Consider the following 22907-nt stretch of genomic DNA (forward strand, 5'->3'; position numbering starts at 1 on the left):
ATCACCTCATCGCCAGCCACACCACCGCCCAGAGCACGGCACAGACGGCCACAGCGGCCGAGAGGCGCGCGGCCACGGTCATGCGCAGGATCGACCAGGGCGCCGCCTGGGCCGGATGCGGCGACCTCGCATCGTGGACATGGGCGTGGCTGTGGTCATGCCCATGCGAATGCCCGTGGGCATGAACATGGGATTGGTCATGGTCGCGATGATGAGCTTGGGACGCGGCGGGAACCATCTCGGGATGTTATATTATAACATTACGCCTGTCCACGACCCGCTCAGGGCTTGCCGATCACCATTGCGATGGCGGCGGCCACGAACGGGAACGGCACTGAGACGGCGCAGCGGAACCAGACGAAACGGGCCGGCATGAACGGGATTTCCCACAAGATCACCCGCTGGAAGGCAAACAGCGCCCAGGCGACGACATAGGCGACCACCTGCGGCACGCCGCCACCCGACTTCAGCGCCACCGTGCCGATGGAGAAGCCGATCACGGGCCCGCCAGGCGTCGCGGCGCCGGCGACCACGGCGGTCGCCACCCCGAGCCAGCCGCTGTCCGGGCCGAGCCAGCCAGTGATGACCTCCTGCGGGATGATGGCGGCGATATATCCGGAGCCGATCACACCGAGCGCGATCCGCGGCACGATGTTGATGAAGTCCATCGAGCCTTCGCGCAGCGAGGCCTTGAACACCGGAGGGCCGCGGCGAAAGGCGATCAGGCCGACGCCGAACACCGAGCCCCACAGCAGGATGTCGATGAGAAGCGCGGCGCTCAATTCTCGTCGTCCTTGGTGGCCGGCTTCGGATAGAGCCGGACATAGACGAAGCGGCCGAGCGCGCCAGCGAGCACCGGCAGGGGCAGCGAGATCACGATCCGCCACAGCGTGAAGTCGGTGCCCATGATCGGAAGTTCCCAGGCCACCGCCCGGCCGTAGCCGATCAGGGTCCAGCTCACGACCATGGCGATGGTGGCGCCGAAATCGGCGCCGACTGCGAGCAGCGCGCTCGCCACCGGATAGGCGGTGAAGGGCCCGCCCGGCAGGATCGCCCCGAAGGCGGTGCCGATCAAAAGGCCCTTCAGTCCGGACTTGGGCCCGAGCGAGCGCGAGACCTTTTCGTGCGGCAGGATTTCCGAAATGAAGGCGCCGAGCAGGCAGCCGGCGAGCACGCGCGGCAGGATGCCGCCGAACAGCGAGAGGTCGTGGGTGAGGATGTCGAGAACGCCGCTGGTGCCGTCACGCCGCCAGACCAGCGCTGCGCTCACCGCTACCAGCACCGCGATCATGATGGTCGACCAGCCGATCGGCTTGCGCACACGCCCCGGCCGCGGCTCGGACTCCGCGTCCTCGGCAGGCGCCGGATTTTTCGGGGAAAGTTCTGACAATGGGTGTGGATCGACCGGGTGGGATGCCCATCCTGATTAAGGGGGCCGCCCAGGCGATGCAAACGGAACGATCACAGGCCGGTGCGCGCACGGCGCAGGGCTGGTTCGCACAGCAAAAAGGCGGCCGCGAATGCGACCGCCCTTGTCTGTCATTCCGGGGCGGCTCGAAGACCGAACCCGGAATGACGAGGTAATCAGACCTTGTCGAACAGGGACTCGACGTATTCCCAGTTCACGAGGTTCTCGACGAACGCCTTCAGATAGTCGGGGCGGCGGTTGCGATAGTCGATGTAGTAGGAGTGCTCCCAGACGTCCACGCCGAGGATCGGAGTGGCGCCGTGCACCAGCGGATTCTCGCCGTTCGGGGTCTTGGCGATCTCGAGCTTGCCGTTCTTGACCTGGAGCCAGGCCCAGCCGGAACCGAACTGACCGACGCCAGCCGCCTGGAAGTCGGTCTTGAACTTCTCGAAGCCGCCGAGGTCTTCGTTGATCTTCTTCTCGAGCTTGCCCGGCAGCTTGGTGCCGCCGCCATTGGGCTTCATCCAGCTCCAGAAGTGGATGTGGTTGTAATGCTGGCCGGCATTGTTGAACACCGCGGGGTTCTTGCCGAACGAGCCCGTGACGATCTCCTCAAGGGATTTACCTTCCCATTCGGTCCCCTTGAGCGCGTTGTTGCCGTTGGTGACATAGGCCTGATGGTGCTTGTCGTGGTGGAATTCCAGCGTTTCCTTCGACATGAATTGCCCGAGGGCGTCATAGGCGTAAGGAAGTGGGGGCAGCGTGAATGTCATGGGTTGTTGTCCGCAACTGATGGGGAACGTTCTAACGGTCACCCCTTATAGAAGGTTCCGTCGCCGTTAAATACCGCCAATTTGCGAAAAGGCCTGATGCGGCGGCATGCCTGATTGCACAACTTTCAAGTCCTCGAAAAATATCATTGCCTTTGAAGCGCTTATGGCAGAACGAATGCGTTACGGAGCAGAGCTGCGAAAGCCATGAGCATCGAAATCGACATTTTGAACGGCGACGCCTCGTGGCCGATCGCCGCGCGGCTGCATCAGGCGGTCTGGGGACCGCAGATCGTCGAGAAGCTGCCCTGGGGGCACGTCAAATGGGCCAATGCCGATCTCCGCGTGCTGATCGAGACGCCCGAGGACGGCCTAGTCTGCCACGTCGGCATCTACTTCCGCACCATCACCTGGAATGGACAGAAGGTCCATGCCGGCGGCATCGGCGGCGTTTGCACGCGCGAGGATCGCCGCAATCGCGGCTATGCGACCATGGCGATCGACGCGGCGGTGCATACGATGCGCGCCAACGAGGCGGTTCGCTTTGCGCTCCTGTTCTGCGAGCCGCACAACGTCGCGTTCTACGAAGCCCGCAAATGGCGCGCCTTCACCGGCGAGGTCTATTGCGAGCAGCCGGAGGGCCGCGTGCACTTCACCCATATGGCGCCCTACGTGTTCGACATCGTCCGCGCGCCGACGCTCGGCACCATCGACCTATGCGGCCTGCCCTGGTGAGGCCCATCATTTCCGCTGAGGCAAATGAGCGCAGGAATGTGATTCCATCAGGCGTTGAACTATCCTGATTTGCTGCTATGGAGGCGCCTCCATTCCAAGGCTCTCCCCATGACATTCAGACTTGCCACTCTCACCGTGCTCCTGGCTGCGCTGCTTGGCGCGACTGCCGCGCATGCGCAAAGCGCCGATGCAAGTGGGACATGGCTGACCCAGGCGGGCGATGCGCGCGTCAAGATCAGCAAATGCGGCGGCGGCATCTGCGGCGTCATCGTCTGGCTGCGGGAGCCCTACGACACCGCGACCGGCCAGCCCGCAACCGACAGCAAGAATCCCAATCCCGCGCTCGCCAAGCGCGCGATGATCGGCTTGCCGCTGTTCAGCAGCATGCAGCCCGCAGCACCCAACAAATGGTCGGGCCAGATCTACAATGCGGATGACGGCAGCAATTATGCGAGCAGCGTCACGGTCACCGGCGCGGAAACGTTGCGGGTCGAAGGCTGCGTCGGCGCGCTCTGCGGCGGCGAGACCTGGACGCGGGCCGGACGCTAATTCGCGTCAGCCGGCATCGCCTTCAGCGCCGTCGCCGCCGAGGCATAGCCGCCCCGCGCACCGTCGATGAAGTGCACGTGATCGCTGCGCAGCGCCGAAGGCGTGAAGCAGGTCATCATCGCCGCATCCTGCTGGTAGAGGCCGTAGCGCACGATGCCGTCGCGTGCGGCAGCCGCCAGACGATCGCTCAGGTCACGCGCGAGCTCCGGCGTACAGTCGAGGATCATCCGCAGGCCGTCGTCATATTTGCGGAAGTCGGAATTCTCCACCACCTGCCGCTTGTAGACCTTCGGCACGAAGCCTCCGACCTTGATGTCGAAGCGCATGAGGAGATAAGCAAAAAACGTGTAGGCGAGCACGCCGGCGCGACGCTTGAACAATGATCTTCCGCGCGTTGCCCGCGCCTCGTAATCCAGTCCCTGCGGCGGCCATTTCAGCGGCGGCCCCTGCGGCGGCACCGGGCGGCCGCCGTCCGGGCTGCGCTCGACCAGTTGGATAATGTCCTCGATCACCCTTCGGAACGCCGGCGGATCAGTGCCGCGCGCCGGCATCACCAGCACCGACAGGATCAGTCCGCGCGAGGCCGGGATCACCTCGAACCGGCAGGACAGGCCCGAGAGATCCGGCTGCGTGCCGGCGGGCGCTTCAGTGATGGCGAACTCGCCGCGCTTCATCGCGGCGTCGGCCCAGTTCAGCCCACCGCCGGAGAACATCGCATAGGACAGGTTCGCCGACGGACCGAAGCGCGCAACGCGCACGTCAAAACCCTGCGCGCGGATGGCGCTCACCGGCACCAGCGCGACGCGCATCCTCAGATCGAGATCCTCGCGCACCCAGGTCGCGGTCGCAGCCAACGCGTCGCGGGCGCGTTCGAGATCATCAGGCGCGACCGCAAAACTCGCGCCGTCACCGCCGAACACGAAGGGGAATTCCCGCCCGTCCAGCGCATTGGTGACCGCCGCGATCACGGCCGCACCCGCCATGTTGACCGCCTTGTAGCGCTGCGCCGCGATCGCCTTGGTGGAATCGACGATGTCGGCGACACCGATGCTCCAGTCGTCCGGCAGCGGCGAATAGAGCGCGGGCTCCATCAGGCTGGTGAAGCCGCGGAAGACGGGGATGGCGCCATAAAAGGATGCGGCTGTCATCGCAGGATCCGGTCAGCTCTTGCACGAGATCAGATACGGGGCGGGATCGATCTGGGTTCGCCTGCCGGCTCGCCCCGAACAACGGCGTATCATTGGCCGAAATGCGGGATGACAACAAGATGCCGGCGAGGGCCAGCCGACCCAGCATTTTTCGCCAGCAATGTCCGGGAGCGTGCGCTAGTGCAGCTTCTCGTCCTCGCGCTTGCGGGATGTGTCCGCGGGCACGTTGTGACAGCCCACCAGTCGCACGAATTGCTGCGGATACATTTCGTGGCCGTGGTCGCCGGAATTCTGATGCGACATCGGCGGACAGCGGACGTCGGCCGGCTTCGCGCGGGATTGCTCGATTGACGCCCGGCCTTGGCTCGAAGCGGTCATGTTCGACGCGGCCATGGACTGCTCCCTCTCTATTAGGGCAGATCGATTGACGTAACACAATCGATTGCGGCGCATCTTACGACCAAATCCGGCCCGATGTCATTGAGCCGGATCAACTCAATTGTGGCGGAGGGGTTCCGCCTTACGCTGTGTTGCCCGCGTCGATCGTGAACACCGTGCCGGTCACATTGCGCCCGCCCTCGCCGAGCAGATATTCCACCATGCGCGCGACGTCGTCGGTCTCCGGCAGTCGGCGCAACGCGCTGCGGCCGGCGATGCGCTTGCGAGCCTCGTCGGACAGATTGTGCGTGAGCTCGGTGTCGATGAAACCGGGCGCGATCGCATTCACGGTAATGCCGAGCTTGCCGACCTCGCGCGCGAGCGAGCGCGTGAAGCCGGTGGCGGCGGCCTTGGTCGCCCCATAGACGGACAGGCCGTTATAGCCCGTCGTCGCGATGATCGAGGAGATGTTGATGATGCGGCCGGCACCATCCGCCATCATCTGACGCGCGACATATTTGGTGAGAATGATCGGCGACAGCACGTTGAGCTGCACCAGCGCCTCGATCTCGGAATTGTGCATGGTGGCCAGCAGGCCTTCGGTGCCGAGGCCGGCATTGTTGACGAGGCCGTAGATCGCACCGAATTCGTCGCGCACGAGTTTTGCGTAGGCCGGGATCGCGTCGATTACGGCGAGGTCGCAGGCGCGGAAATGCAGGCGGCCTTCGGACTCGCCGATCGCAGCGCGGAGCTCTTCGCTCTCGCGGCGCGCGGCGGCGATCACATTGTAGCCGGCGCCAACCAGGCGCTTGCCGATCGCGAGCCCAATGCCGCGGCTGCCGCCGGTGACGAGAACATTATGCATCGGTGCGCGCCAGTTTTCCGGCCGGGGTGACGTCGAGCGCCTCGACGAAGCGGATCACTGCCGGCACCTTGTGGGAGGCCAGCTGCGCTCGGCACTGATCCAGGATCTGATCTCGGATCTCCTTGGCCCGCGCTGGATCGGTGCCGTCGGCGAGGATCACGTCGGCGACGACGATGCCACCGGTGATCGGGCTCTTCCGCGATTTGGCCCGCGACATCCGCACGTCGGGATGACGGTTGATCGCGGCCTCGATCTCCTCGGGATGAACCTTCAGCCCGCCGATATTGATGATGCCGCCGCGGCGGCCGACGAAATGATAGCGGTCGCCGCGCAGCTCGACCATGTCGCCGCTGTCGACGAAGCCGTCACCGTCGGTGAGCGCAGTCGCGTCGCGGCCGATATAGGCATGCGCGGTACGGTTGGAGCGGATGCGGAGCGAACCGTCGACGACCTTCATCTCCACGCCGTTGCGATTGCCGAGATAGTTTTCCGGAAAGCCTTCCAGCCCGTCATTGACGGCGAATCCGACGCCCGCCTCGGTCGAGGCATAGGCATGACCGACGGAGGCGTTCGGAAACGCAGCCTTCAGACCATCGAGCACGGCCTGGTCAGCGATCTCGCCGGAGAGACGGACGTAACCCGGCGCGAATTTCGCCGCCGAACCGCTCATCAGGAGCTTGCGCCAGTGCGAGGGCGTGCCGGAGATGTGCGAGACACCGCGCGCGTTCAGCCGTGCGACATGATCGGCGAGCACTTCATGCGGGTCCGACAGCACCATCGAACCGCCCGAGAGAATGGCACGGAGGAATATCTGGAGGCCGCCATAGCGGCGGATGTCATAGAACGTCGCCCATACCGGCGCGGGCCCGCGCGCGGGGCCTTCGGCGACGATCGCGCCGGTCAGCGCTTCCAGCGTATGGCCGGCAATTTTCGGCACGCCCGAGGTGCCCGAGGTCAGCATCAGCCATTCGGTGGCGCGCTCGGTTTGCATGGGAGCGGTTGAGACCAGTGGCAATTGTGCGGTGACGACCAGCGACACGCCGGTCTCGGCCCAGCGATCGGGCTCGTCGGTGATGACAGCATCGATCCCGGCGTCCGCGATCAGCGCGTCCAGATGCGCGGGATTGAGATCCGGCGGACATAGCAGCATGCGGCGGGCAATACCGTCGAGCTCGATCATGGCAAGGCCCGACCGGAGCTGGTCCGACAGCTTCAGCAATACGGCGCGGCCGGACAGCTCGCGCAGGCGGCCACCCAGGACCGTCTGCGCCAGGATGTCGGTCAGCGACACGACATCGTGCGCATCCGACAGGGTGCGGCCCGTCAGCTCCGCGCCGAGATGGTCACGAAGCGCGAAGATCTCACGCGGGGACATTTTCGTAGGCCCGCACGAAATCGCCCACGGTGGCGGGGAACGCTGCGTCCTCGGAAATGGTGAAGGGGTCGACGCCGGTCTCGTCCTCGAGGCGCGCGACCAGGATCGCGAAAGCGAGCGAGTCGAAGCCCGTCTCGTGCAGCGACAGATCGTCCGAGAGTGCGGGAAGCGTGACGTGCTGCTCTTTGGCGATCTGCTGGATCGCTTCAATAACCTTAGACCTTACCGACATGGCTGGCTCGCTTCTGTTATCGATCGTTCGTGTTGCGGCGGCTCTTGATGACCGCCTCCCATGGCCGCTTGTTTACCGGACAGAAGTAAATGGCTTCTTGGACAATTCAGATAAAATTGGACCTATCTTCGGATTTTGCCGCGGTTACAGCCGGATCGTGCCGTCAATAATCTCCAAATACGCCTCTGAATCGAGCGCAACATAGGCGCCGGACTTCGGCTCAGCCATGAACAGCGGATCGCTTGTCGCGGCCGGATCAAACCCCTCGCGCGCGAGTTCCCCCTTCTTCTGCTTGAAGGTCTCGGTGGCATCGAGCTCGCGGGAGATACGGATGAAGACCGGGCGAGCATAGGCCGGCAGGCGCTGTGCCAGATGCGCGGGCAGTGCTGCGATATCAAAACCCTCGTTCACCACGATCGCGCTCATACCGGCGCGGCCGTCGGTGCCGGGGATGCTGACGCCGTAGGTGGTGGCGTCGATCACGCCGGTGAAGTCGCGCACAGCATCGTTGACCTCGGAGGTCGCGACATTCTCGCCCTTCCAGCGAAAAGTATCACCGATGCGATCGACGAAATGGAAAAAGCCCTTGTCGTCGAGCCGCATCAGATCGCCGGTGCGGAACCAGGCATCGCCCTTGGCGAAGACGTCGCGCAGGACTTTCTTCTCGGTTTCACCGGCATCGGTGTAGCCCTCGAAACGGCCACCGCCCTGGTCGGCGGTGCCGATACGGCCGATGGCTTCGCCCGCCTCGCCACGCGCACAGGCGATGCAAAAGCCTTCCGCATTGCGCAGCGGCGCACCGCTGTCGGGATCGAGGCTCACGAGACTTGCAGGGAAGCGATGCGCGAGCAGCGGCGGAATGCGGCCGATCGCACCCGGCTGGCCCTCGACATTGAACAGCGAGAAATTGCCTTCGGTCGCGGCATAGAATTCGAGGATGCGGGGAATGGCAAAGCGCCCCTGGAAATCTTCCCAGATGTCGCCGCGCAGGCCGTTGCCGCAGGCGAGCCGCAGGCGGTGGCGGTTCTCGTATTCCGACGGCGGTGCCTTCAATAAATAGCGGCAGAGCTCGCCGATATACTGGAACAGGGTGCAGTCGTGCCGCACGATGTCAGACCAGAAATTCGAGGTCGAGAATTTTTCGGCGATCACCACCGAGCCACCGGCGGCGAGCATGCTGCATGGCGCGACGATGCCGCCAACCGAATGGAACAGCGGCAGGCAGTCATAGAGCCGGTCCTGCGGCGAAGCGCCGGTGAGGCCGGCGAACCAAAAACCCCAATTGAGGATGCGGCGGTGGCTGATGCTGGCGGCCTTCGGCAGGCCTGTGGTGCCGGACGTATAGATCAGCAGCGCGCGGTCATCGATCGTGACATCGCCATGCTCGTCCGGCGAGAGCGGACCATCGTCGAGCGCGGCGAGTGCGACGTCAATCGCGCGCTCGCTGCGGGCATCGCCGTGGGTCCAGACCTTTGCTTCCGTCGCGAGATGCGGCGTTGCGCTCTCGAGCATCTCCGTCAGCTCGTGCGCGACAATGATATGCGAGGGCTTTGCGACGTCGATACAATGGGCGAGCGATTGCCCCACGAGTTTCGTATTGATCAGCGCGACGACGCCGCCGACGCGACTGATGCCCAGCCAGGCGGCGACATAATCGATGCCGTTCGGCATGACCAGGCCGACGGTGTCGCCCTTGGCCACCCCAACGGAGCGCGCCCAGCGCGCATAGCGGTTGATGCGCTTCGACAGACCGTCATAGTCGAGACTTGCGTCGTCCATGACCAGCGCGACGCGGTCGGGCTGGCGCCGCGCCCAATCGTCGATGACGTCGGCAAACAACCGGCCCGGCAGCGTCTCGATCCGCGCGGTGAGTTCGATCGCCTTCAGCCAGATCTTTGAAGCCGATGGCGCGCGCGCGGCTCTGGGTTGCTCGATGACGCCGGTGGTCATGCCGTTCATTCTTTCGGGCGGTATCTGCTGGTTCCCGCAAGCTTAGCCCCCGCGCCCTGCCCAGGTGTTAAGAGACAAGGTAAAACTCGGTTAGCTCTCGATTAACTGCGATCATCCTTTACCAAGCCGACGGGAACAGCATGCGGCTTGGCGCGATTCTTGCGATAGCAAATCCGGTCATTCGGGCGCGCTTCACGTGTCCCTCTCCCCGCGAGAGATGAACTGGAGGCCACAATGATCACCAAGCGACGTTTCCTTCAGACCACAGCCTGCGCCGCAGCCGCGCTCGGCGCGCCGCGTGCCTTTGCGGTGAGCAACCCGTCCTATCCGTCGCGCAGCGTGAAGTGGGTGGTGCCCTATGCGCCGGGCGGCGCCACCGACGTGCTGTCGCGACTGATCTGCCAGCGCCTGTCCGACCGGCTCGGCCAGACCTTCATTGTCGAGAACAAGCCGGGCGCCGGCAGCAATATCGGCACGCAGGCTGTGATCACATCGGCACCCGACGGCTACACGCTGCTGCTGACATCGACCGCGAATGCCATCAATGCCTCGTTCGATCCGGCGCTGCCTTATGATTTCGCCAAGGGCATCGCGCCGGTCGCCGGCGTCGCACGCATCCCGCTGGTGCTGGTCGTCAACAACGATCTACCGGTGAAGAGCGTCGCCGATTTCATCGCCTACGCCAAGGCCAATCCCGGCAAGATGTCGATCGCCTCCTCGGGCATCGGCACCTCGCTGCATCTCTCCGGCGAGCTGTTCAAGTCGATGGCCGGCGTGCAGTTCACCCACGTACCCTATCGCGGCTCGGCGCCGGGATTGACCGATGTGATGAGCGGCCAGATCCAGGGCATGTTCGACAACGTCACCTCGTCCTTTGAGCTGGTGCGCGCCGGCAAGCTGCGCGCGCTCGGCGTCACCACGCGCGAGCGCTCGGAGATTCTGCTCGACGTGCCGCCGATCGCACAGACGCTTGCCGGCTACGAGACTTCATCATTCTACGGCGTCGGCGCCCCGCACGACACACCGCGCGAGATCGTCGACCTGCTCAATCGCGAGATCGACACGGCGCTCTCCGACACCGAGATCAAGGCCCGCATCGCCGAGCTCGGCGCGATCCCGCTGCACGGCAATGCCAACGAATTCGGCGGCATGCTGACCGCGGAAACAGATCGCTGGCGCAAGGTGGTGGAGCTGTCGGGGATCAAGAAGGAGTAGCGGCGGGCATCGCCATGGCGGCTGCTATTCGGCAATCTCCCTGATAACCCCGCGGTCCAGATTGCGGTTAAGACGCCGCAAGAGATCGCACAGCGTCGCGATTTCCGCTTCGCTGAAACCCTCGACCAGCTCCGCACGGCCGGCATGCAGCGCCTCGCGCAACGCCGGCGTCTTCGTCAGCGCCTTCCTTGTCAGCGAGATCAGGCTGCTGCGGCCGTCCTTGGGATCAGGCACGCGGCGGATCAGGCCATCGCGCTCCATGCGCGCAAGCGTCTGCGCCATCGAGGGCTGCTCGATCCGCGCCAGCCGGGCCAGGTCCCGCTGCGACATCGCATCGCCGTCGCGCAGCAAATAGAAGACCGGGAGCTGGCCGGCGCTGGCGCCGAATGGCTTCAGGCGGCGCTCGGCGAGGCGCATCAGCCCGCGCGACGCCATGTTGATGAGCGGCGCCGGCGTGTTGAACAACTCCCATTCATGGTCAGGTACGGCGCCCGGCTTGTCAGCCGCCACTGCGGCCGCGGCCTCCTTCTTCAAATCCACCATTGCATAGGCACCTATATTTAATATATAGGGACCTATATAATTGATTCTGAGGAGTCCGTCCATGGTCCAGCGTCCCCGTATCGCCATCATCGGCGCAGGTCCCGGCGGCCTGACGCTCGCCCGTATCCTCCATTGCGCCGGCATTGCCGCCTCCGTCTTCGAAAAGGAGGCGCATGCGCTTGAGCGGCCGCAGGGCGGTACCCTCGACCTGCACGCTGACGATGGCCAGCTCGCGCTGAAGCGCGCCGGTCTCGAGGCGGAATTTCGCCGCATCGCCCGCTACGAGGATCAAGGCAGCCGGCTCTATGACAAGCATGGCACGCTGCTGTTCGCCGACGACGACGCGACCGATTCCGACCGGCCCGAGGTGGATCGCACCGCGCTCAGGGAGATCTTGCTCGCATCCCTGCCGGGCGGTGCTGTCCGCTGGGGTCACGCACTGCGCGAGGTACATCCTGCAAGCGAAGGCACGTTCGCACTCCAGTTCGAGACCACGACTGAGGGGCCATTCGACCTCGTGGTCGGAGCCGATGGCACCTGGTCGCGCGTGCGTCCGCTGGTGTCGGCTTACGAGCCGCAATACACGGGCATCACTTTCATCGAATTTGGCATCGATGATGCGGACACGCGCCACCCCGCGCTCGCCGCGCTGGTCGGGCGCGGCAAGCTCGGAGCGGAGGGCGACGGGCGCGGCATGATCGTGCAGCGAAATGCCAACGCCCATCTCCGTGGCTACGCTATATTCCGCGTCCCAGCAGACTGGGCTGCGAGGACATTCGATTTCACGTCACCATATGCGGTCCGCACGCGGCTGATCGCCGAGTTTGCGGGATGGGCGCCAGAGCTGCTCGACATCATTCGCGCCAGCAACGACTCGCTGGCCGCGCGCTCGATCCATGCGCTGCCGGTCGGCCATCATTGGCCAAATCGGACCGGGCTGACGCTGCTCGGCGACGCCGCGCATGTCATGTCGCCCTTCGGTGGTGACGGCGTCAACATGGCGATGCTCGATGGCGCAGAGCTCGGCCGGCTTCTCATCGAGCACGACGACTGGCGCGTGGGGGTCAGCAGCTACGAGCGCGACATGTTCGTGCGCGTGATGGGTCCTGCCACCCACGCCGCCGAGGCGGTCGCGACTGAGCTCTCACATCTCGGGCCGGAGCTGTCCTTGCAACATATACAGGGCTACCTCGCCGCGCGCGCTGCTGGCGCCGCGGCCACAAATGGCCTTGGCTAACCGCTTCTCTTGTGATGCCAGCGCGGCGGCGGTGCATTCACGGGATAATAGGGATTGAGATCGCAGCTCGCGGCGCGGCCTGCGGCCGTGGCGTGACACTGCGGCAGCGATGTGAAGGAGCAGTCATACCACTCGCCACCGCCGCCGCTCGCGCCGGAATAGACGTGCATGCAGACGGGATAACGGAGATCGAAAGTCTGCGCATGTGACGGCGCCGCCGCGAGCAATGCACCGACGGTCACGATCAGGCCGAATGAGTGGCGCATGAAAATATCCCTGCGCGCGACATCACGGATCGCTAGTGCACCTTCTTGTGGTGCCGGCGCGGCGGCGGCGGTTCGTTGAAGGCGTAGTAGGGATTAACATCGCAGCTTGCAGAGCGGCCCGATGCCGAGGCCTGGCACTGCGGCAGGGACGTGAAGGAGCAGTCGAAATAGTCGCCACCACCGCCGAAGCCGCCGGGCCCGAAGATATGCATGCACACCGGATAGCGCGGATCATAGGTCTGGGCGCCAGCTGGCGCGGCAACGAACAGCGTGGCAATCGCGGTGAGGGTCAGGATCGGGAAACGCATGGAAACATCCTCGAATCGGTGGCGCCGGCGGCTCTGATGCCGACGGCTTCCTATGGCATAACACCAGGGCGGAGGCGACTGTTCCTGGAGACGGATGACGGCAAGGTGAGTGCGGTGCACCGCGGCGCTAGCCGCCGAGCCCCGCCAGCACCAGCCGGTTCAGCCTTGACGCAAAGGCAGCCGGATCTTCCGGCAACTCGCCATCCAGAATCTGCGCCTGTTCGAGCAGGAGCAGGCTGAGATCATCGACCGTCTTCGAGCCGGCCTGCGCCTTGGTGATCGCGGTGACCAACGAATGGCGCAAATTGATCTCCAAAATCGGCTTGGTGCGCATGCCGCGGTTCTGCTGCGCCAGGATGCGCTCGAGCTCGCGGCTCGGGCCCTGGCTGTCGGCGACGAGGCAGGAGGCGGAGCTGGTGAGGCGGGTCGACGCCTTGACGTCGCTGACGCGCTCGCCGAGCGCGGCCTTGATCACGGCAATCGTCGCGGCCTCGTCCGCCTCCGGCTCGTCCTTCTTCGCCTCGTCGGTCTCGTCGACGCGCGGGATCAGGTCGAGATTGAGATCGCCCTGGCTCAGCGACTTCAGCGGCTTGCCCTCGAAATCCGTCGGCATCGAGGTCCAGAACGCGTCAACGGGATCGGACAGCAGCAGCACCTCGATGCCGCGCGCGGTGGCCGCCTCCAGCCGCGGACTGGACTTCAGCCGCTCGATGCTGTCGCCGACGAGATAATAGATTTCGGTCTGGTTCGGCTTGAAATCGGCGATGACGTCCTTGAGTGACCGCTTCTCACCGGTCGTGGTGGTGAAGCGCGACAACGCGAGCAGCTTTTCGCGGCGCTCGAAATCCTCGTAGATACCTTCCTTCAGCACTGCGCCGAAGGCATCCCAGATCTTGGCAAAATTCTCGGCGTCCTTCTCGGCGAGGCTTTCGAGCTCGTTGACGACGCGGGTGGCCACGGCTTTGCGGATCTGCGCGAGCTGCGGATTGTTCTGGAGCATCTCACGCGAGATGTTGAGCGGAAGATCCTCGCTGTCGACCACGCCGCGGATGAAGCGCAGATAGCCCGGCAACAGATCGGCATCATCGGTGATGAAGACGCGCCGGACATAGAGTTTGACGCGACCCTTGCGCGAGGGCTCGAACAGGTCGAACGGCTTTGTCGACGGGGCGAACAGCAGCACGGCGTAGGAGTAGCGGCCCTCGGCACGGTAGTGCAGCGTCATCGCGGGATCGTCGAAGGCGGACGCGATCTGCTGATAGGCCTTCTTGTAGTCCTCGGCCGAAAGCTCGGATTTCGAGCGCTGCCACAGCGCACTCGCCGAATTGATCTGGCGCGGCTCGCCCTCTTCCGGCACGAGCTCGATGGGAAAGAGGATGTTGTCGGAATAGGCGCCGACGACGCGCTCGATCTCGTAGGTCTCGAGATATTTCTTGGCGTCGTCCTTCAGGTGCAGGACGATCTCGGTGCCGCGCGCCACGCGCGCCGCTTCCTCATCGCTCGCGCGCGCGATCTCGAAGCCGGAGCCGCCTTGGGAGCTCCAGGTCCAGACGTCGCTCTCGCCAGCGCGACGGCTGACCACGACGATCTTCTCGGCGACCATGAAGGCGGAATAGAAGCCGACGCCGAACTGGCCGATCAGGCCGAGGCCGTCCTTGGCCTCCTTCAGCTTCGACACGAACGCCTTGGTGCCGGAGCGGGCGATGGTGCCGAGATGGTCGATCAGCTCCTGCCGCTCCATGCCGATGCCGTTGTCGGCGATCGTGAGCGTCGTGGCCGTCTTGTTCGGGATGATGCGGATCTTGAGCGCGTCGCCCTCGCCCAGCAGGGCCGGATTGGCGATCGCCTCGTAGCGCAATTTGTCGCAGGCGTCCGAGGCGTTGGAGATAAGCTCGCGCAGGAAGATGTCGGTCTCCGAATAGACGGAGTGCACCATCAGGTGCAGCAGTTCGGAAACTTCGGCCTGGAAGGGCTGCGTATGGGCAGCCGTATCTGACGTCGTCATGCGTTTACCCGGTCAAAACGAAAGGGAGGAACCCGGGATATAACGCGATGGGATGGGGGATCAAGAGGATGTGAAGCACCGTCTGCTCCCGGCTTGCGGGAGAAGCGGTCTCACTTGGCTCCGACTTGGCTCCGAAATGCGGATCAGGTCACGCAACGGCCGGGCTGGAGCAGCTTTGCGACCTCGGTCAGGGAGCTGACCATCGGCTCGCAGGCAATCGTCGGCTTGTTGCGACCCTGCTTCTGCTGGTTCTGAAGGGCGATCGGCGGCTTGGCGTTGCCAGTTTCGATGACCGCGGGGACCCGCAGCAGCACTGACGTCGCGGCGAGATCGTTCAGCCGCATCGACACGGTCCGGGTCGGAACCGCCGCCTGCTTGAAGTCGGCGAGCCGATCGGCCTTGCCGGAACGATTGACGACATGGCCAGGCTTGTCGGGAACCGCCTGCCAGCGGTCGGAAAGATCATGGCCAAAGGCCAGCTGCACTGCGCCAAGCGTTGCGGCAACCGCGACGGCACCCAAAAATGCTTTGTGAATCTGTGACATGACTGTCGACCCCTCGCCCCATTGGCGATTGCGGGAACAACGCATGCAGAGGACCGGGAGTTCTCAAGAGTTAAGATCACTTAACCGTGTGCGAAAAAGATCGCAGGCCCCGCAAAAAATTTGCAACCACCGGGAACGACTTCCGCGTCCAGGAGTCATTTCGACAGCCGGCTATTCCCCCCTGCCCCATAAGCCGGCGACGTAGGGCGCGACTGTGGTGATGCCAGTCGCGCCTTACTTTTGTCTGGGGTTCACTTCGCCAGCCACTCCCGCCCCTCGCCATAGAGCTTTTCGACCTCGGGCCCGGTCAGGCCCGGCATGTCGCGCTTGACCTTGTAGCCGATCAATTCCTGGATGTAGGCGAGGTGGCGGTAGCCCTCGGGCAGCGCGGCCAGCGCCTGCGCATCGAGGCGGAGTGTCGCGGCGGGATCGACCGGATCGATCCGGTCCTTCTCGTAGATCGGCTGGCGGCGGACGATGCCCCACGCGCCTAGCCGCTTCTCCAGGAAATCGTAGAAACGTCCGGTGCAGACGACGTCGCAGAGCACGTCCCGCACAGGCGCCCGCTGCGAGATCGTCATCTTGGTCTGCGCGATGGCGCGCTCGCCGGAAAGGTCGATGCTGGTGCCACCGAGGAAATGCAGGATGCGCACACCCTTGGCAAAGCCCTCCTGGCTGACGCGGATGAAATCCCGCGCCGGCCCCTGAAACCAGGTGGCGGACATCCAACCTTCCTCGTGCCAGACGGTCGCAAACCGCTCCCAGTCGCCGGCATCGCGCCACACCACCCAGTTCTCGACGAGGTCGCGGATGGCGAGACGATCGAGGAGTTGCTGGTCCATGGGGCATGTCTCCGATTGAGGCGATGCACGAGGTATGAGCGGCGAATTCGATGGCCGTCAAGCTTGGCAAATGGTCCAGAAAAATCCGGCGCGCCTTGCAGCACGCCGGATCAGATCACTATCAGCCAAATGCTACGCCGCCGGCGCCTTCTTATGCCGCCGGTGCTTTGGGCGTGCGGTTGCGCGAGTTACGCTGGAAGAACAGCGCCTGGCTCGCCACCGCCGACACCATCGCGGGCTGGAACGGCTTTGAGATCAGGAAGGCCGGCTCCGGGCGTTCGCCGGTGAGGAAGCGCTCGGGATAGGCGGTGATGAACACCACCGGCACCTCGAAGGTGCGCAGCAGCTCGTTGACGGCGTCCAGGCCCGACGAGCCGTCGGCGAGCTGGATGTCGGCGAGGATCAGGCCGGGCCGCCTGTTCTTGGCGAGCGCCACCGCATCGGCGTGGGTGCGCGCGACGCCGACGACGTTGTGGCCGAGATTCTTCACCAGGCTTTCGAGGTCCATGGCGATGAAGGTCTCGTCCTCGATGATCAACACGTCGGTGGCGATCTCGGCCGCCATCTCGCGGCCGGCCGTGTCTGCAAACCGACGCGTCTCGGCGACGTCGGTGCCGAGGATGTAGCCGACTTCCTCTTCCGAAAATCCCTCGAGCGAAAGCAGCAGGAACGCCTGCCGCGGCAGCGGCGTGATGTTCGACAACCGCCGCTCGGGCGGCATCGGCAAGGTCGCCACTTCGGCATCGTCGTTGACGGAGACCGAATTCCAGATCTGGGTGAACAATCGAAACAGGCCGGCCCGCGGTCCATGGCTCTCATCGAGCACGGAGGGATCTCCGAGCATCGCTTCCAACATGGCTGCGACATAGGCGTCACCGGAGGCCTGGTTGCCCGTCAGGGCGCGCGCATACCGGCGCAACAACGGCAAGTGCTCAGCAACAAGCTGCGAACGGGACATCCCCACTCCATTCATTTCGGGCCAAACTTTAAAAATCAGGAACTGCGAGGGGAGGCCCGGGTTCCCCTACTGGAGCTGAATACGCGTCAGGATAAGAAAAGTTCCCCCGACCCGGGAACTTTTTGTCGAACCTGGAATTGAACTCATCCAGGGAACGGCTCCCGGTTGAGAAAACTTCTCGATTTTGCAGTCACTTAACTCGGGAAAACGTGGAACAGGTCATGAAAGATCTCAAGTCTCAAGCCAGCAAAAGCACGACCCCCGGCAAGGGAGGGCTAACTCCGGAGATCCAATCCCGGATCGGCCATCAGCTCCGCGCCATGTACGACGATGTCGTGCGGCAGGGGGTTCCAGACCGGTTCGCGGAACTTATCAAGAAGCTGGATGCGCCGGGAGGCGGATCTCAGAACGAGAATGGGGCTGGGGGCTCCAACGACAACAATGGGAGGGATTAATGCCTCTCACGAACTCCTTGCGTGACGACATCCTGGCGGCCGTGCCGAGTCTGCGCGCGTTCGCCATCTCACTGAGCGGCAATGCCGACCGTGCCGACGATCTGGTGCAGGAGACGCTGCTGCGCGCGCTCGCCAACATCGACTCGTTCCAGCCCGGCTCCAACCTGCCGGCGTGGCTGTTCACGATCCTGCGCAACCTGTTCCGCTCCGACTATCGCAAGCGGCGGCGCGAGGTCGAGGATGCCGAGGGCAACTACGCCAAGACGCTGAAGACGCAGCCCTCGCAGAATGCCCATCTCGAGTTCGAAGAGTTTCGCGTCGCGCTCGAGAAGCTTCCGCAGGACCAGCGCGAAGCCTTGATCCTGGTTGGCGCCTCCGGCTTCTCCTATGAGGACGCAGCCTCGATCTGCGGCTGTGCGGTCGGCACCATCAAGAGCCGCGTCAATCGCGCCCGCTCCAAGCTCGCCGCGCTGCTCTATGTCGACGGCGCCGAGGATTTCGGGCCCGACGAGACCGTGCGCGCCGTGATCGGCGGCAGCGGCGGATAGCGACAGGCCGTCATCGGACCCAAACGACAGCTGTGAAGGCGGCCGTTCACACGGCCGTCTTCACACGTGTTGCTGACCTCACTCCTCGACGAACGTCACCGTGTCGGCGACGCTCGCGCGCGAGGTGCGGTAGCTGTTGACCTTGTGGGCGTTGTCGGCATAGCCGAACGAGATGCCGCAGACGACGCGGCGATCATCGGGCAGATTGAAGTGGCGGCGGATCAGGCCGGAGTGACGCGCGAGTGCTGCCTGCGGAATGGTGCCGAGCCCGAGCGCCTGCGCGGCCAGCATGAAATTCGAGACATAGGCGCCGCAATCGATCGCACCGTAGATGCCGAGCGGCTCGTTGGTGTGAATGATCGCCACGTGCGGCGCGCCGAAGAAATTGTAGTTCTCCAGCGCCTGTTTTGCGTAGGCGCTTCTGTCGCCTCTGATAATGCCGAGCGTGTTGTAGAGCTGAAAGCCGCTTTCGCGGCGGCGTTCGAGATAAGCGCCGAGATATTCGCGCGGCGGGGTGAAATCATAATCGTCGCCGAGCCCGCTAGAGGCCTCCTTGTAGATCAGCTTGCGGAAGCGCTCCTTGGCCTCGCCACTGGCGATGACGATTTGCCAGGGCTGGCTGTTGCACCATGACGCGGTGCGCTGCGCGGTGGTCAGCACATGCTCGATGGTCGCGCGGTCGACTTCCTTGGGCAGGAACGCGCGGACGGAGTAGCGCTCGTTGAGGAGCTCTTCGAGCACACCGATGCGGTTATTCTGATTCACTGATGCGTCCATGAACTAGCTCGCTCTTCGTAGGGTGGGTAAAGGCGCGATAGCGCCGTGCCCACCGACAGACTTACCCCGGCGCATCTGCATATGGTGGGCACGCTTCGCTTTGCCCACCCTACAAGATGCAGCGAGGCGCGACATCAACGCCCCTTCGTCGGAATCTTGTTGTACGGCACATCCTTGTCGACACGAATATCGCCGGGCAGACCCAGCACGCGTTCGGCGATGATGTTGCGCAAGATCTCATCGGTGCCGCCGGCGATGCGCATCGAGGGCGAGGACAACAGCATCTGCTGGAACTGGCCCTGCACCGTCTCCTCGTCCGTGCCGGTGAGAACACCGGCCGCGCCCTGGAGGTCCATGGCGTAGGTCGCGATGTCCTGGAGCATCATGCCCGACACCAGCTTGCCGATGGAGTTTTCCGGACCCGGCCGCTCGCCCTTGGACAGGGACGATATTGCGCGGTAGCTCGTGTACTTCAATCCGCTCGACTTCACCGCCCAGTTCGCAAGCTTCGAGCGCACAGCCGGATCGTCGATGGCGAGCCCGTCCTCCAGCATCAAATTGGAGCAGAACTCGAACATTTCAGGGACGCCGGTCGCGAGCCGCGAGCCGATCGACATGCGCTCATTCATCAGCGTCGTCAGCGAGACGCTCCAGCCCTCGCCGACGGCGCCAAGACGCTGGCTGTCCGGGATCACGACGTCGGTGAAATAGACCTCGTTGAACTCCTGCATGCCGTTGGCCTGTTTGATCGGCCGCACCTCGACACCCGGGCTTTTCATGTCCAGGAAGAACATGGTGAGGCCCTTGTGCTTGGGCACATTCGGATCGGTGCGCGCGATCAGGAGGCCGAAGTCGGAATAATGCGCGCCCGAGGTCCAGATCTTCTGGCCGTTGACGACCCAGCTGTCGCCCTTCTTCTCCGCGCGCGTTCGGAGCCCTGCGACGTCAGAGCCGGCGGACGGTTCGGAGAAGAGCTGGCACCAGATCTCTTCACCCGAAGCAAGCTTCGGCAAACGACGACGCTTGGCGTCTTCGCTGCCCCAGGCCATCACGGTCGGGCCGCACATGCCTTCGCCGATCTGGAACGGCTGCGTCAGCTTGCCATAGACGCCCTCCTCCTGCTGCCAGATCACGCGCTCGATTGGCGTGGCGCCGCGGCCGCCATATTCCTTCGGCCAGTGCAGGCAGGCCCAGCCGCCTTCAGCCTTCTTCTTCTGCCAGGCCTTGCCGACATCGACGATGTCGTGCTTGGCAAGACGGATCCGGCCGAGCGAGGATTTTGACAGCTCCTGCTCGAATTCCTTCGGCGCGTTGGAGGCAACCCATTTGCGCGCGGTCTCGCGGAATGCGGCTTCCTGCGGCGTATCGTCGAAATTCATGGCGGACCTCTACCCTCTTCCCTTCGTCGGGATCTTGTTGAACGGCACGTCCTTGTCGACACGGATATCGCCGGGTAGGCCCAAGACTCGCTCGGCGATGATGTTGCGCATGATCTCGTCGGTGCCGCCTTCGACGCGGGTGCCCGGCGCACGCAGCAGCATCGCCTGGAAACGGCCGGCGAGCTCGGCATCCTCGCCGCTAATCACGCCGGCGGCGCCCTGCAAGTCCAGCGCGTAGGTCGCGACGTCCTGGATCATCGAGCCCGCGACAAGCTTGCCGATGGAGTTTTCCGGACCCGGCCGCTCGCCCTTCGACAGCGCCGAGATCGCGCGCATGCTGGTGTATTTGAGCCCGTTCGCCTTCACCGCCCAGTTTGCCAGCTTCGAGCGGACTGCACGGTCTTCGATCGCCGGGCCATCATCGAGCACCAGGCTCGAACAATATTCAAACAGCTCAGGGAAGCCGGTCGAGACGGCCGCGCCGATCGCGCTGCGCTCATTCATCAGCGTGGTCAGCGAGACGTTCCAGCCGTCACCGACCTCGCCGAGGCGCTGGTGGTCGGGGATACGCACATTAGTGAAATAGACCTCGTTGAAGTCGGAGGCGCCGCTCGCCTGTTTGATCGGCCGCACCTCGACGCCCGGGCTCTTCATGTCCAGGAAGAACATGGTGAGGCCCTTGTGCTTGGGCACGGTTGGATCGGTGCGGGTCAGAAGGATGCCATAGTCGGAATAATGCGCACCCGACGTCCAGATCTTCTGGCCGTTGATGACCCAGTCGTCGCCGTCCTTTTCCGCGCGCGTGCGCAGGCCCGCGACGTCGGAGCCGCCGGCCGGCTCGGAGAACAACTGGCACCAGACCTTCTCACCGGAGGCGAGCGGCGGCAGATAGGTCCGCTTATGCTCTTCGCGCGCGAACGCCATCATGGTCGGCCCGCACATGCCGTGGCCGATGATGAACATGCGCGACAGCTGGCCGAACGGCCCCTCTTCCTGCTGCCAGATCACGCGCTCGATCGGCGATGAGCCGCGACCGCCGTAATCCTTGGGCCAATGCAGGCAGGCCCAGCCGGCGTCAGCCTTCTTCTTCTGCCAGGCTTTTGCGACTTCCAGGATATTGGCGTTCTTGAGCTGGGTGCGGCCGAGCGAGGATTTGCGCAGCTCCTCTTCGTATTGCTTGGGCGCGTTCGCCGCGATCCAGGCGCGGGCGGTGGCGCGAAATTCGGCTTCCTGCGAGGTGTCGTCGAAGTTCATGACATTGTCCTTCGCTTACGCCGCGTTCTTCTTGCGCATGTGGTCGATCAACTGATCTTCCCAATAGGACAGGCTGCCAAGCCCGAGCGCCATCGCGTTGGCGCGGCGGTAGTACATGTGGCAGTCGAATTCCCAGGTGAAACCCATGCCGCCGTGAACCTGGATGTTGTTCTTGGCGCAGTGCTGGAACGCCTGCGTCGCGCTGATGCGCGCGGCAGCTGCCGCTTCCGGCAACTCGGACGCGTTGGTCGAGAGCGCCCAGGCGCCGTAATAGCTGTTGGAGCGCGCCAGCGTCGCCGACACGTACATGTCCGCGAGCATGTGCTTCACCGCCTGGAACGAGCCGATCTGGCGGCCGAAGGCGATGCGGTCCAGCGCGTAGTCGCGGCCCATCTCCAGGGCGCGATCGGAGCCGCCGACCTGCTCGAAGGCGCACAGCACCGCGGCGCGGTCGAGCACTTGAGTCAGGATGCTCCAGCCTTCGCCGGCTGCACCCAGTGGTTCGGCCTTGCAATCGGTGAAGGTGATCTCGGCCTGTCCGCGGGTCGGATCGAGATTGGTGAGACTCTTCACCTCGACGCCGCCAGCCTTGAGGTCGACCAGGAACAGCGAGATGTCGCTGTCACGGCCGCCCGATCCCGTGCGCGCGGCGACCACCGCGAAATTGGCAATCGCGCCATCCGCGACCGGCTTCTTGACGCCGTTAAGTACACCGCCAGCCGCGGCAAGCTTGACCTTCTTCGGCGACGGATTGCCCTTGCCTTCGAACAACGCCAGCGTGCCGATCGCCTCACCCGAGGCAATCGCCGGCAGCCACTTCTTCTTCTGTGCGTCGCTGCCGGCGATCAGCAGTGCTTCGGCGGCGAGATAGACGGTCGAGGAAAACGGCACCGGCGCGTTGGCACGGCCCATCTCCTCCGCGATCACGCAAAGCTCGAGATGACCGGCGCCCGCGCCGCCAAACTCCTCGGGGATCGCCACGCCGAGAAAACCCATCTCGGCGAGGCCCTTCCACAACTCCTTGTCATAGAGCGCCTTGCCGTCGAGGACGACGCGCACCGCCTTGGGCGAGCATTTTTCGGTGAGGAATTTGCGCGCCTGATCGCGGAGCTGCTTCTGGTCGTCGGAGAAATCGAAGTTCATGGCGCGTGTCCGTTGTGATGAT

Annotated in this window: 27 protein-coding genes; 6 read left to right on the forward strand and 21 right to left on the reverse strand. The window is 64.2% G+C overall.

All coding sequences use genetic code 11. The features are described 5' to 3' along the window. Position 1: 1 nt before the first annotated feature. The 4 genes from UP06_RS42115 to UP06_RS17190 all read right to left on the reverse strand — a co-directional run bounded on the left by UP06_RS42115 (position 2) and on the right by UP06_RS17190 (position 2181). Positions 2-238, reverse strand: coding sequence for a hypothetical protein (locus UP06_RS42115; protein ID WP_045004070.1), 237 nt, complete (start codon positions 236-238; stop codon positions 2-4). Between the two features lie 43 nt (positions 239-281). After that, positions 282-782 (reverse strand): hypothetical protein, encoded by a 501-nt coding sequence (locus UP06_RS17175; protein ID WP_008138982.1) that lies wholly within the window; start codon positions 780-782, stop codon positions 282-284. Continuing rightward, the gene (locus UP06_RS17180) at positions 779-1390 is read right to left on the reverse strand and encodes a permease (protein WP_045004071.1); all 612 of its coding nucleotides are present in this window, start codon (positions 1388-1390) and stop codon (positions 779-781) included. The genes UP06_RS17175 and UP06_RS17180 overlap by 4 nt, the downstream gene beginning before the upstream one ends. Positions 1391-1584: 194 nt before the next feature. Further along, positions 1585-2181, reverse strand: coding sequence for a superoxide dismutase (locus UP06_RS17190; protein WP_045004075.1), 597 nt, complete (start codon positions 2179-2181; stop codon positions 1585-1587). Positions 2182-2385: 204 nt separating this feature from the next. On the opposite strand from UP06_RS17190, the gene UP06_RS17195 reads away from it, so the two are divergent. Further along, positions 2386-2913 (forward strand): GNAT family N-acetyltransferase, encoded by a 528-nt coding sequence (locus UP06_RS17195; RefSeq protein ID WP_045004077.1) that lies wholly within the window; start codon positions 2386-2388, stop codon positions 2911-2913. 108 nt (positions 2914-3021) lie between these two features. After that, complete coding sequence (locus UP06_RS17200) at positions 3022-3462, forward strand: DUF2147 domain-containing protein (RefSeq protein ID WP_045004078.1); 441 nt, start codon at positions 3022-3024, stop codon at positions 3460-3462. Here UP06_RS17200 and UP06_RS17205 read toward each other — a convergent pair. From UP06_RS17205 to UP06_RS17230, 6 genes are all read right to left on the reverse strand, one after another. Beyond that, positions 3459-4610 (reverse strand): DUF3095 domain-containing protein, encoded by a 1152-nt coding sequence (locus UP06_RS17205; RefSeq protein ID WP_045004079.1) that lies wholly within the window; start codon positions 4608-4610, stop codon positions 3459-3461. The two genes, UP06_RS17200 and UP06_RS17205, sit on opposite strands and share 4 nt — an antisense overlap. 177 nt (positions 4611-4787) lie before the next feature. Next, entirely contained in the window at positions 4788-5003 is a 216-nt protein-coding gene (locus tag UP06_RS17210; RefSeq protein ID WP_156163018.1) for a hypothetical protein, read from the reverse strand. A 127-nt stretch (positions 5004-5130) separates the two neighbouring features. Continuing rightward, complete coding sequence (locus UP06_RS17215) at positions 5131-5853, reverse strand: SDR family NAD(P)-dependent oxidoreductase (protein WP_045004080.1); 723 nt, start codon at positions 5851-5853, stop codon at positions 5131-5133. After that, positions 5846-7228 carry a class I adenylate-forming enzyme family protein gene (locus UP06_RS17220; protein ID WP_045004081.1) on the reverse strand — a complete coding sequence of 461 codons (1383 nt, stop codon included), beginning with the start codon at positions 7226-7228 and terminating at the stop codon, positions 5846-5848. The genes UP06_RS17215 and UP06_RS17220 overlap by 8 nt, the downstream gene beginning before the upstream one ends. Beyond that, positions 7215-7460 (reverse strand): acyl carrier protein, encoded by a 246-nt coding sequence (locus UP06_RS17225; protein WP_015688794.1) that lies wholly within the window; start codon positions 7458-7460, stop codon positions 7215-7217. Before UP06_RS17225 ends, UP06_RS17220 begins: the two co-directional genes overlap by 14 nt. A gap of 144 nt (positions 7461-7604) precedes the next feature. Further along, the gene (locus UP06_RS17230) at positions 7605-9419 is read right to left on the reverse strand and encodes a long-chain-acyl-CoA synthetase (protein ID WP_045004082.1); all 1815 of its coding nucleotides are present in this window, start codon (positions 9417-9419) and stop codon (positions 7605-7607) included. A gap of 225 nt (positions 9420-9644) precedes the next feature. Between UP06_RS17230 and UP06_RS17235 the strand changes: the two genes are divergently transcribed. After that, positions 9645-10625, forward strand: coding sequence for a Bug family tripartite tricarboxylate transporter substrate binding protein (locus tag UP06_RS17235; RefSeq protein ID WP_045004083.1), 981 nt, complete (start codon positions 9645-9647; stop codon positions 10623-10625). Between the two features lie 24 nt (positions 10626-10649). Here UP06_RS17235 and UP06_RS17240 read toward each other — a convergent pair whose 3' ends face one another. Then, the gene (locus UP06_RS17240; RefSeq protein WP_045004262.1) at positions 10650-11060 is read right to left on the reverse strand and encodes a MarR family winged helix-turn-helix transcriptional regulator; all 411 of its coding nucleotides are present in this window, start codon (positions 11058-11060) and stop codon (positions 10650-10652) included. Positions 11061-11229: 169 nt separating this feature from the next. Here UP06_RS17240 and UP06_RS17245 point away from each other — a divergent pair, with 169 nt between their 5' ends. Then, positions 11230-12405 carry an FAD-dependent oxidoreductase gene (locus UP06_RS17245; RefSeq protein ID WP_045004084.1) on the forward strand — a complete coding sequence of 392 codons (1176 nt, stop codon included), beginning with the start codon at positions 11230-11232 and terminating at the stop codon, positions 12403-12405. Here UP06_RS17245 and UP06_RS17250 read toward each other — a convergent pair. From UP06_RS17250 to UP06_RS17275, 6 genes are all read right to left on the reverse strand, one after another. Further along, positions 12402-12671 carry a DUF3551 domain-containing protein gene (locus tag UP06_RS17250; protein ID WP_045004085.1) on the reverse strand — a complete coding sequence of 90 codons (270 nt, stop codon included), beginning with the start codon at positions 12669-12671 and terminating at the stop codon, positions 12402-12404. The two genes, UP06_RS17245 and UP06_RS17250, sit on opposite strands and share 4 nt — an antisense overlap. Positions 12672-12703: 32 nt before the next feature. Then, positions 12704-12979 carry a DUF3551 domain-containing protein gene (locus UP06_RS17255; protein ID WP_045004086.1) on the reverse strand — a complete coding sequence of 92 codons (276 nt, stop codon included), beginning with the start codon at positions 12977-12979 and terminating at the stop codon, positions 12704-12706. A 127-nt stretch (positions 12980-13106) separates the two neighbouring features. Further along, positions 13107-14984, reverse strand: a complete 1878-nt coding sequence (htpG, locus tag UP06_RS17260; RefSeq protein ID WP_045004087.1) for a molecular chaperone HtpG — start codon at positions 14982-14984, stop codon at positions 13107-13109. Positions 14985-15127: 143 nt separating this feature from the next. Further along, entirely contained in the window at positions 15128-15529 is a 402-nt protein-coding gene (locus UP06_RS17265) for a hypothetical protein (protein WP_045004088.1), read from the reverse strand. 251 nt (positions 15530-15780) lie between these two features. Beyond that, a complete protein-coding gene (locus tag UP06_RS17270; protein WP_045004090.1) occupies positions 15781-16371 on the reverse strand; it encodes a nuclear transport factor 2 family protein in 591 nt (196 codons plus the stop codon). Positions 16372-16522: 151 nt separating this feature from the next. Beyond that, positions 16523-17329, reverse strand: coding sequence for a response regulator (locus UP06_RS17275; RefSeq protein WP_045004092.1), 807 nt, complete (start codon positions 17327-17329; stop codon positions 16523-16525). Between the two features lie 221 nt (positions 17330-17550). On the opposite strand from UP06_RS17275, the gene UP06_RS17280 reads away from it, so the two are divergent. Both UP06_RS17280 and UP06_RS17285 read left to right on the forward strand, forming a co-directional pair. Then, on the forward strand, positions 17551-17784 hold the full coding sequence (locus tag UP06_RS17280) for a NepR family anti-sigma factor (protein WP_045004093.1): 234 nt from the start codon (positions 17551-17553) through the stop codon (positions 17782-17784). After that, positions 17784-18332: a sigma-70 family RNA polymerase sigma factor gene (locus UP06_RS17285; protein ID WP_082081453.1), complete on the forward strand. Its 549-nt coding sequence runs from the start codon at positions 17784-17786 to the stop codon at positions 18330-18332. Before UP06_RS17280 ends, UP06_RS17285 begins: the two co-directional genes overlap by 1 nt. A 78-nt stretch (positions 18333-18410) precedes the next feature. On the opposite strand, the gene UP06_RS17290 is transcribed toward UP06_RS17285, so the two are convergent. The 4 genes from UP06_RS17290 to UP06_RS17305 all read right to left on the reverse strand — a co-directional run bounded on the left by UP06_RS17290 (position 18411) and on the right by UP06_RS17305 (position 22885). Continuing rightward, complete coding sequence (locus tag UP06_RS17290) at positions 18411-19109, reverse strand: nitroreductase (protein ID WP_045004095.1); 699 nt, start codon at positions 19107-19109, stop codon at positions 18411-18413. A 134-nt stretch (positions 19110-19243) separates the two neighbouring features. Further along, a complete protein-coding gene (locus UP06_RS17295) occupies positions 19244-20488 on the reverse strand; it encodes an acyl-CoA dehydrogenase (protein WP_045004097.1) in 1245 nt (414 codons plus the stop codon). Positions 20489-20497: 9 nt separating this feature from the next. Beyond that, positions 20498-21742, reverse strand: coding sequence for an acyl-CoA dehydrogenase (locus UP06_RS17300; protein ID WP_045004098.1), 1245 nt, complete (start codon positions 21740-21742; stop codon positions 20498-20500). A gap of 15 nt (positions 21743-21757) precedes the next feature. Beyond that, positions 21758-22885, reverse strand: a complete 1128-nt coding sequence (locus UP06_RS17305; protein WP_045004100.1) for an acyl-CoA dehydrogenase family protein — start codon at positions 22883-22885, stop codon at positions 21758-21760. Positions 22886-22907: the final 22 nt, after the last annotated feature.

This window comes from Bradyrhizobium sp. LTSP857, from assembly GCF_000938285.1.
In the GTDB taxonomy this organism is placed as follows: Bacteria; Pseudomonadota; Alphaproteobacteria; order Rhizobiales; family Xanthobacteraceae; genus Bradyrhizobium.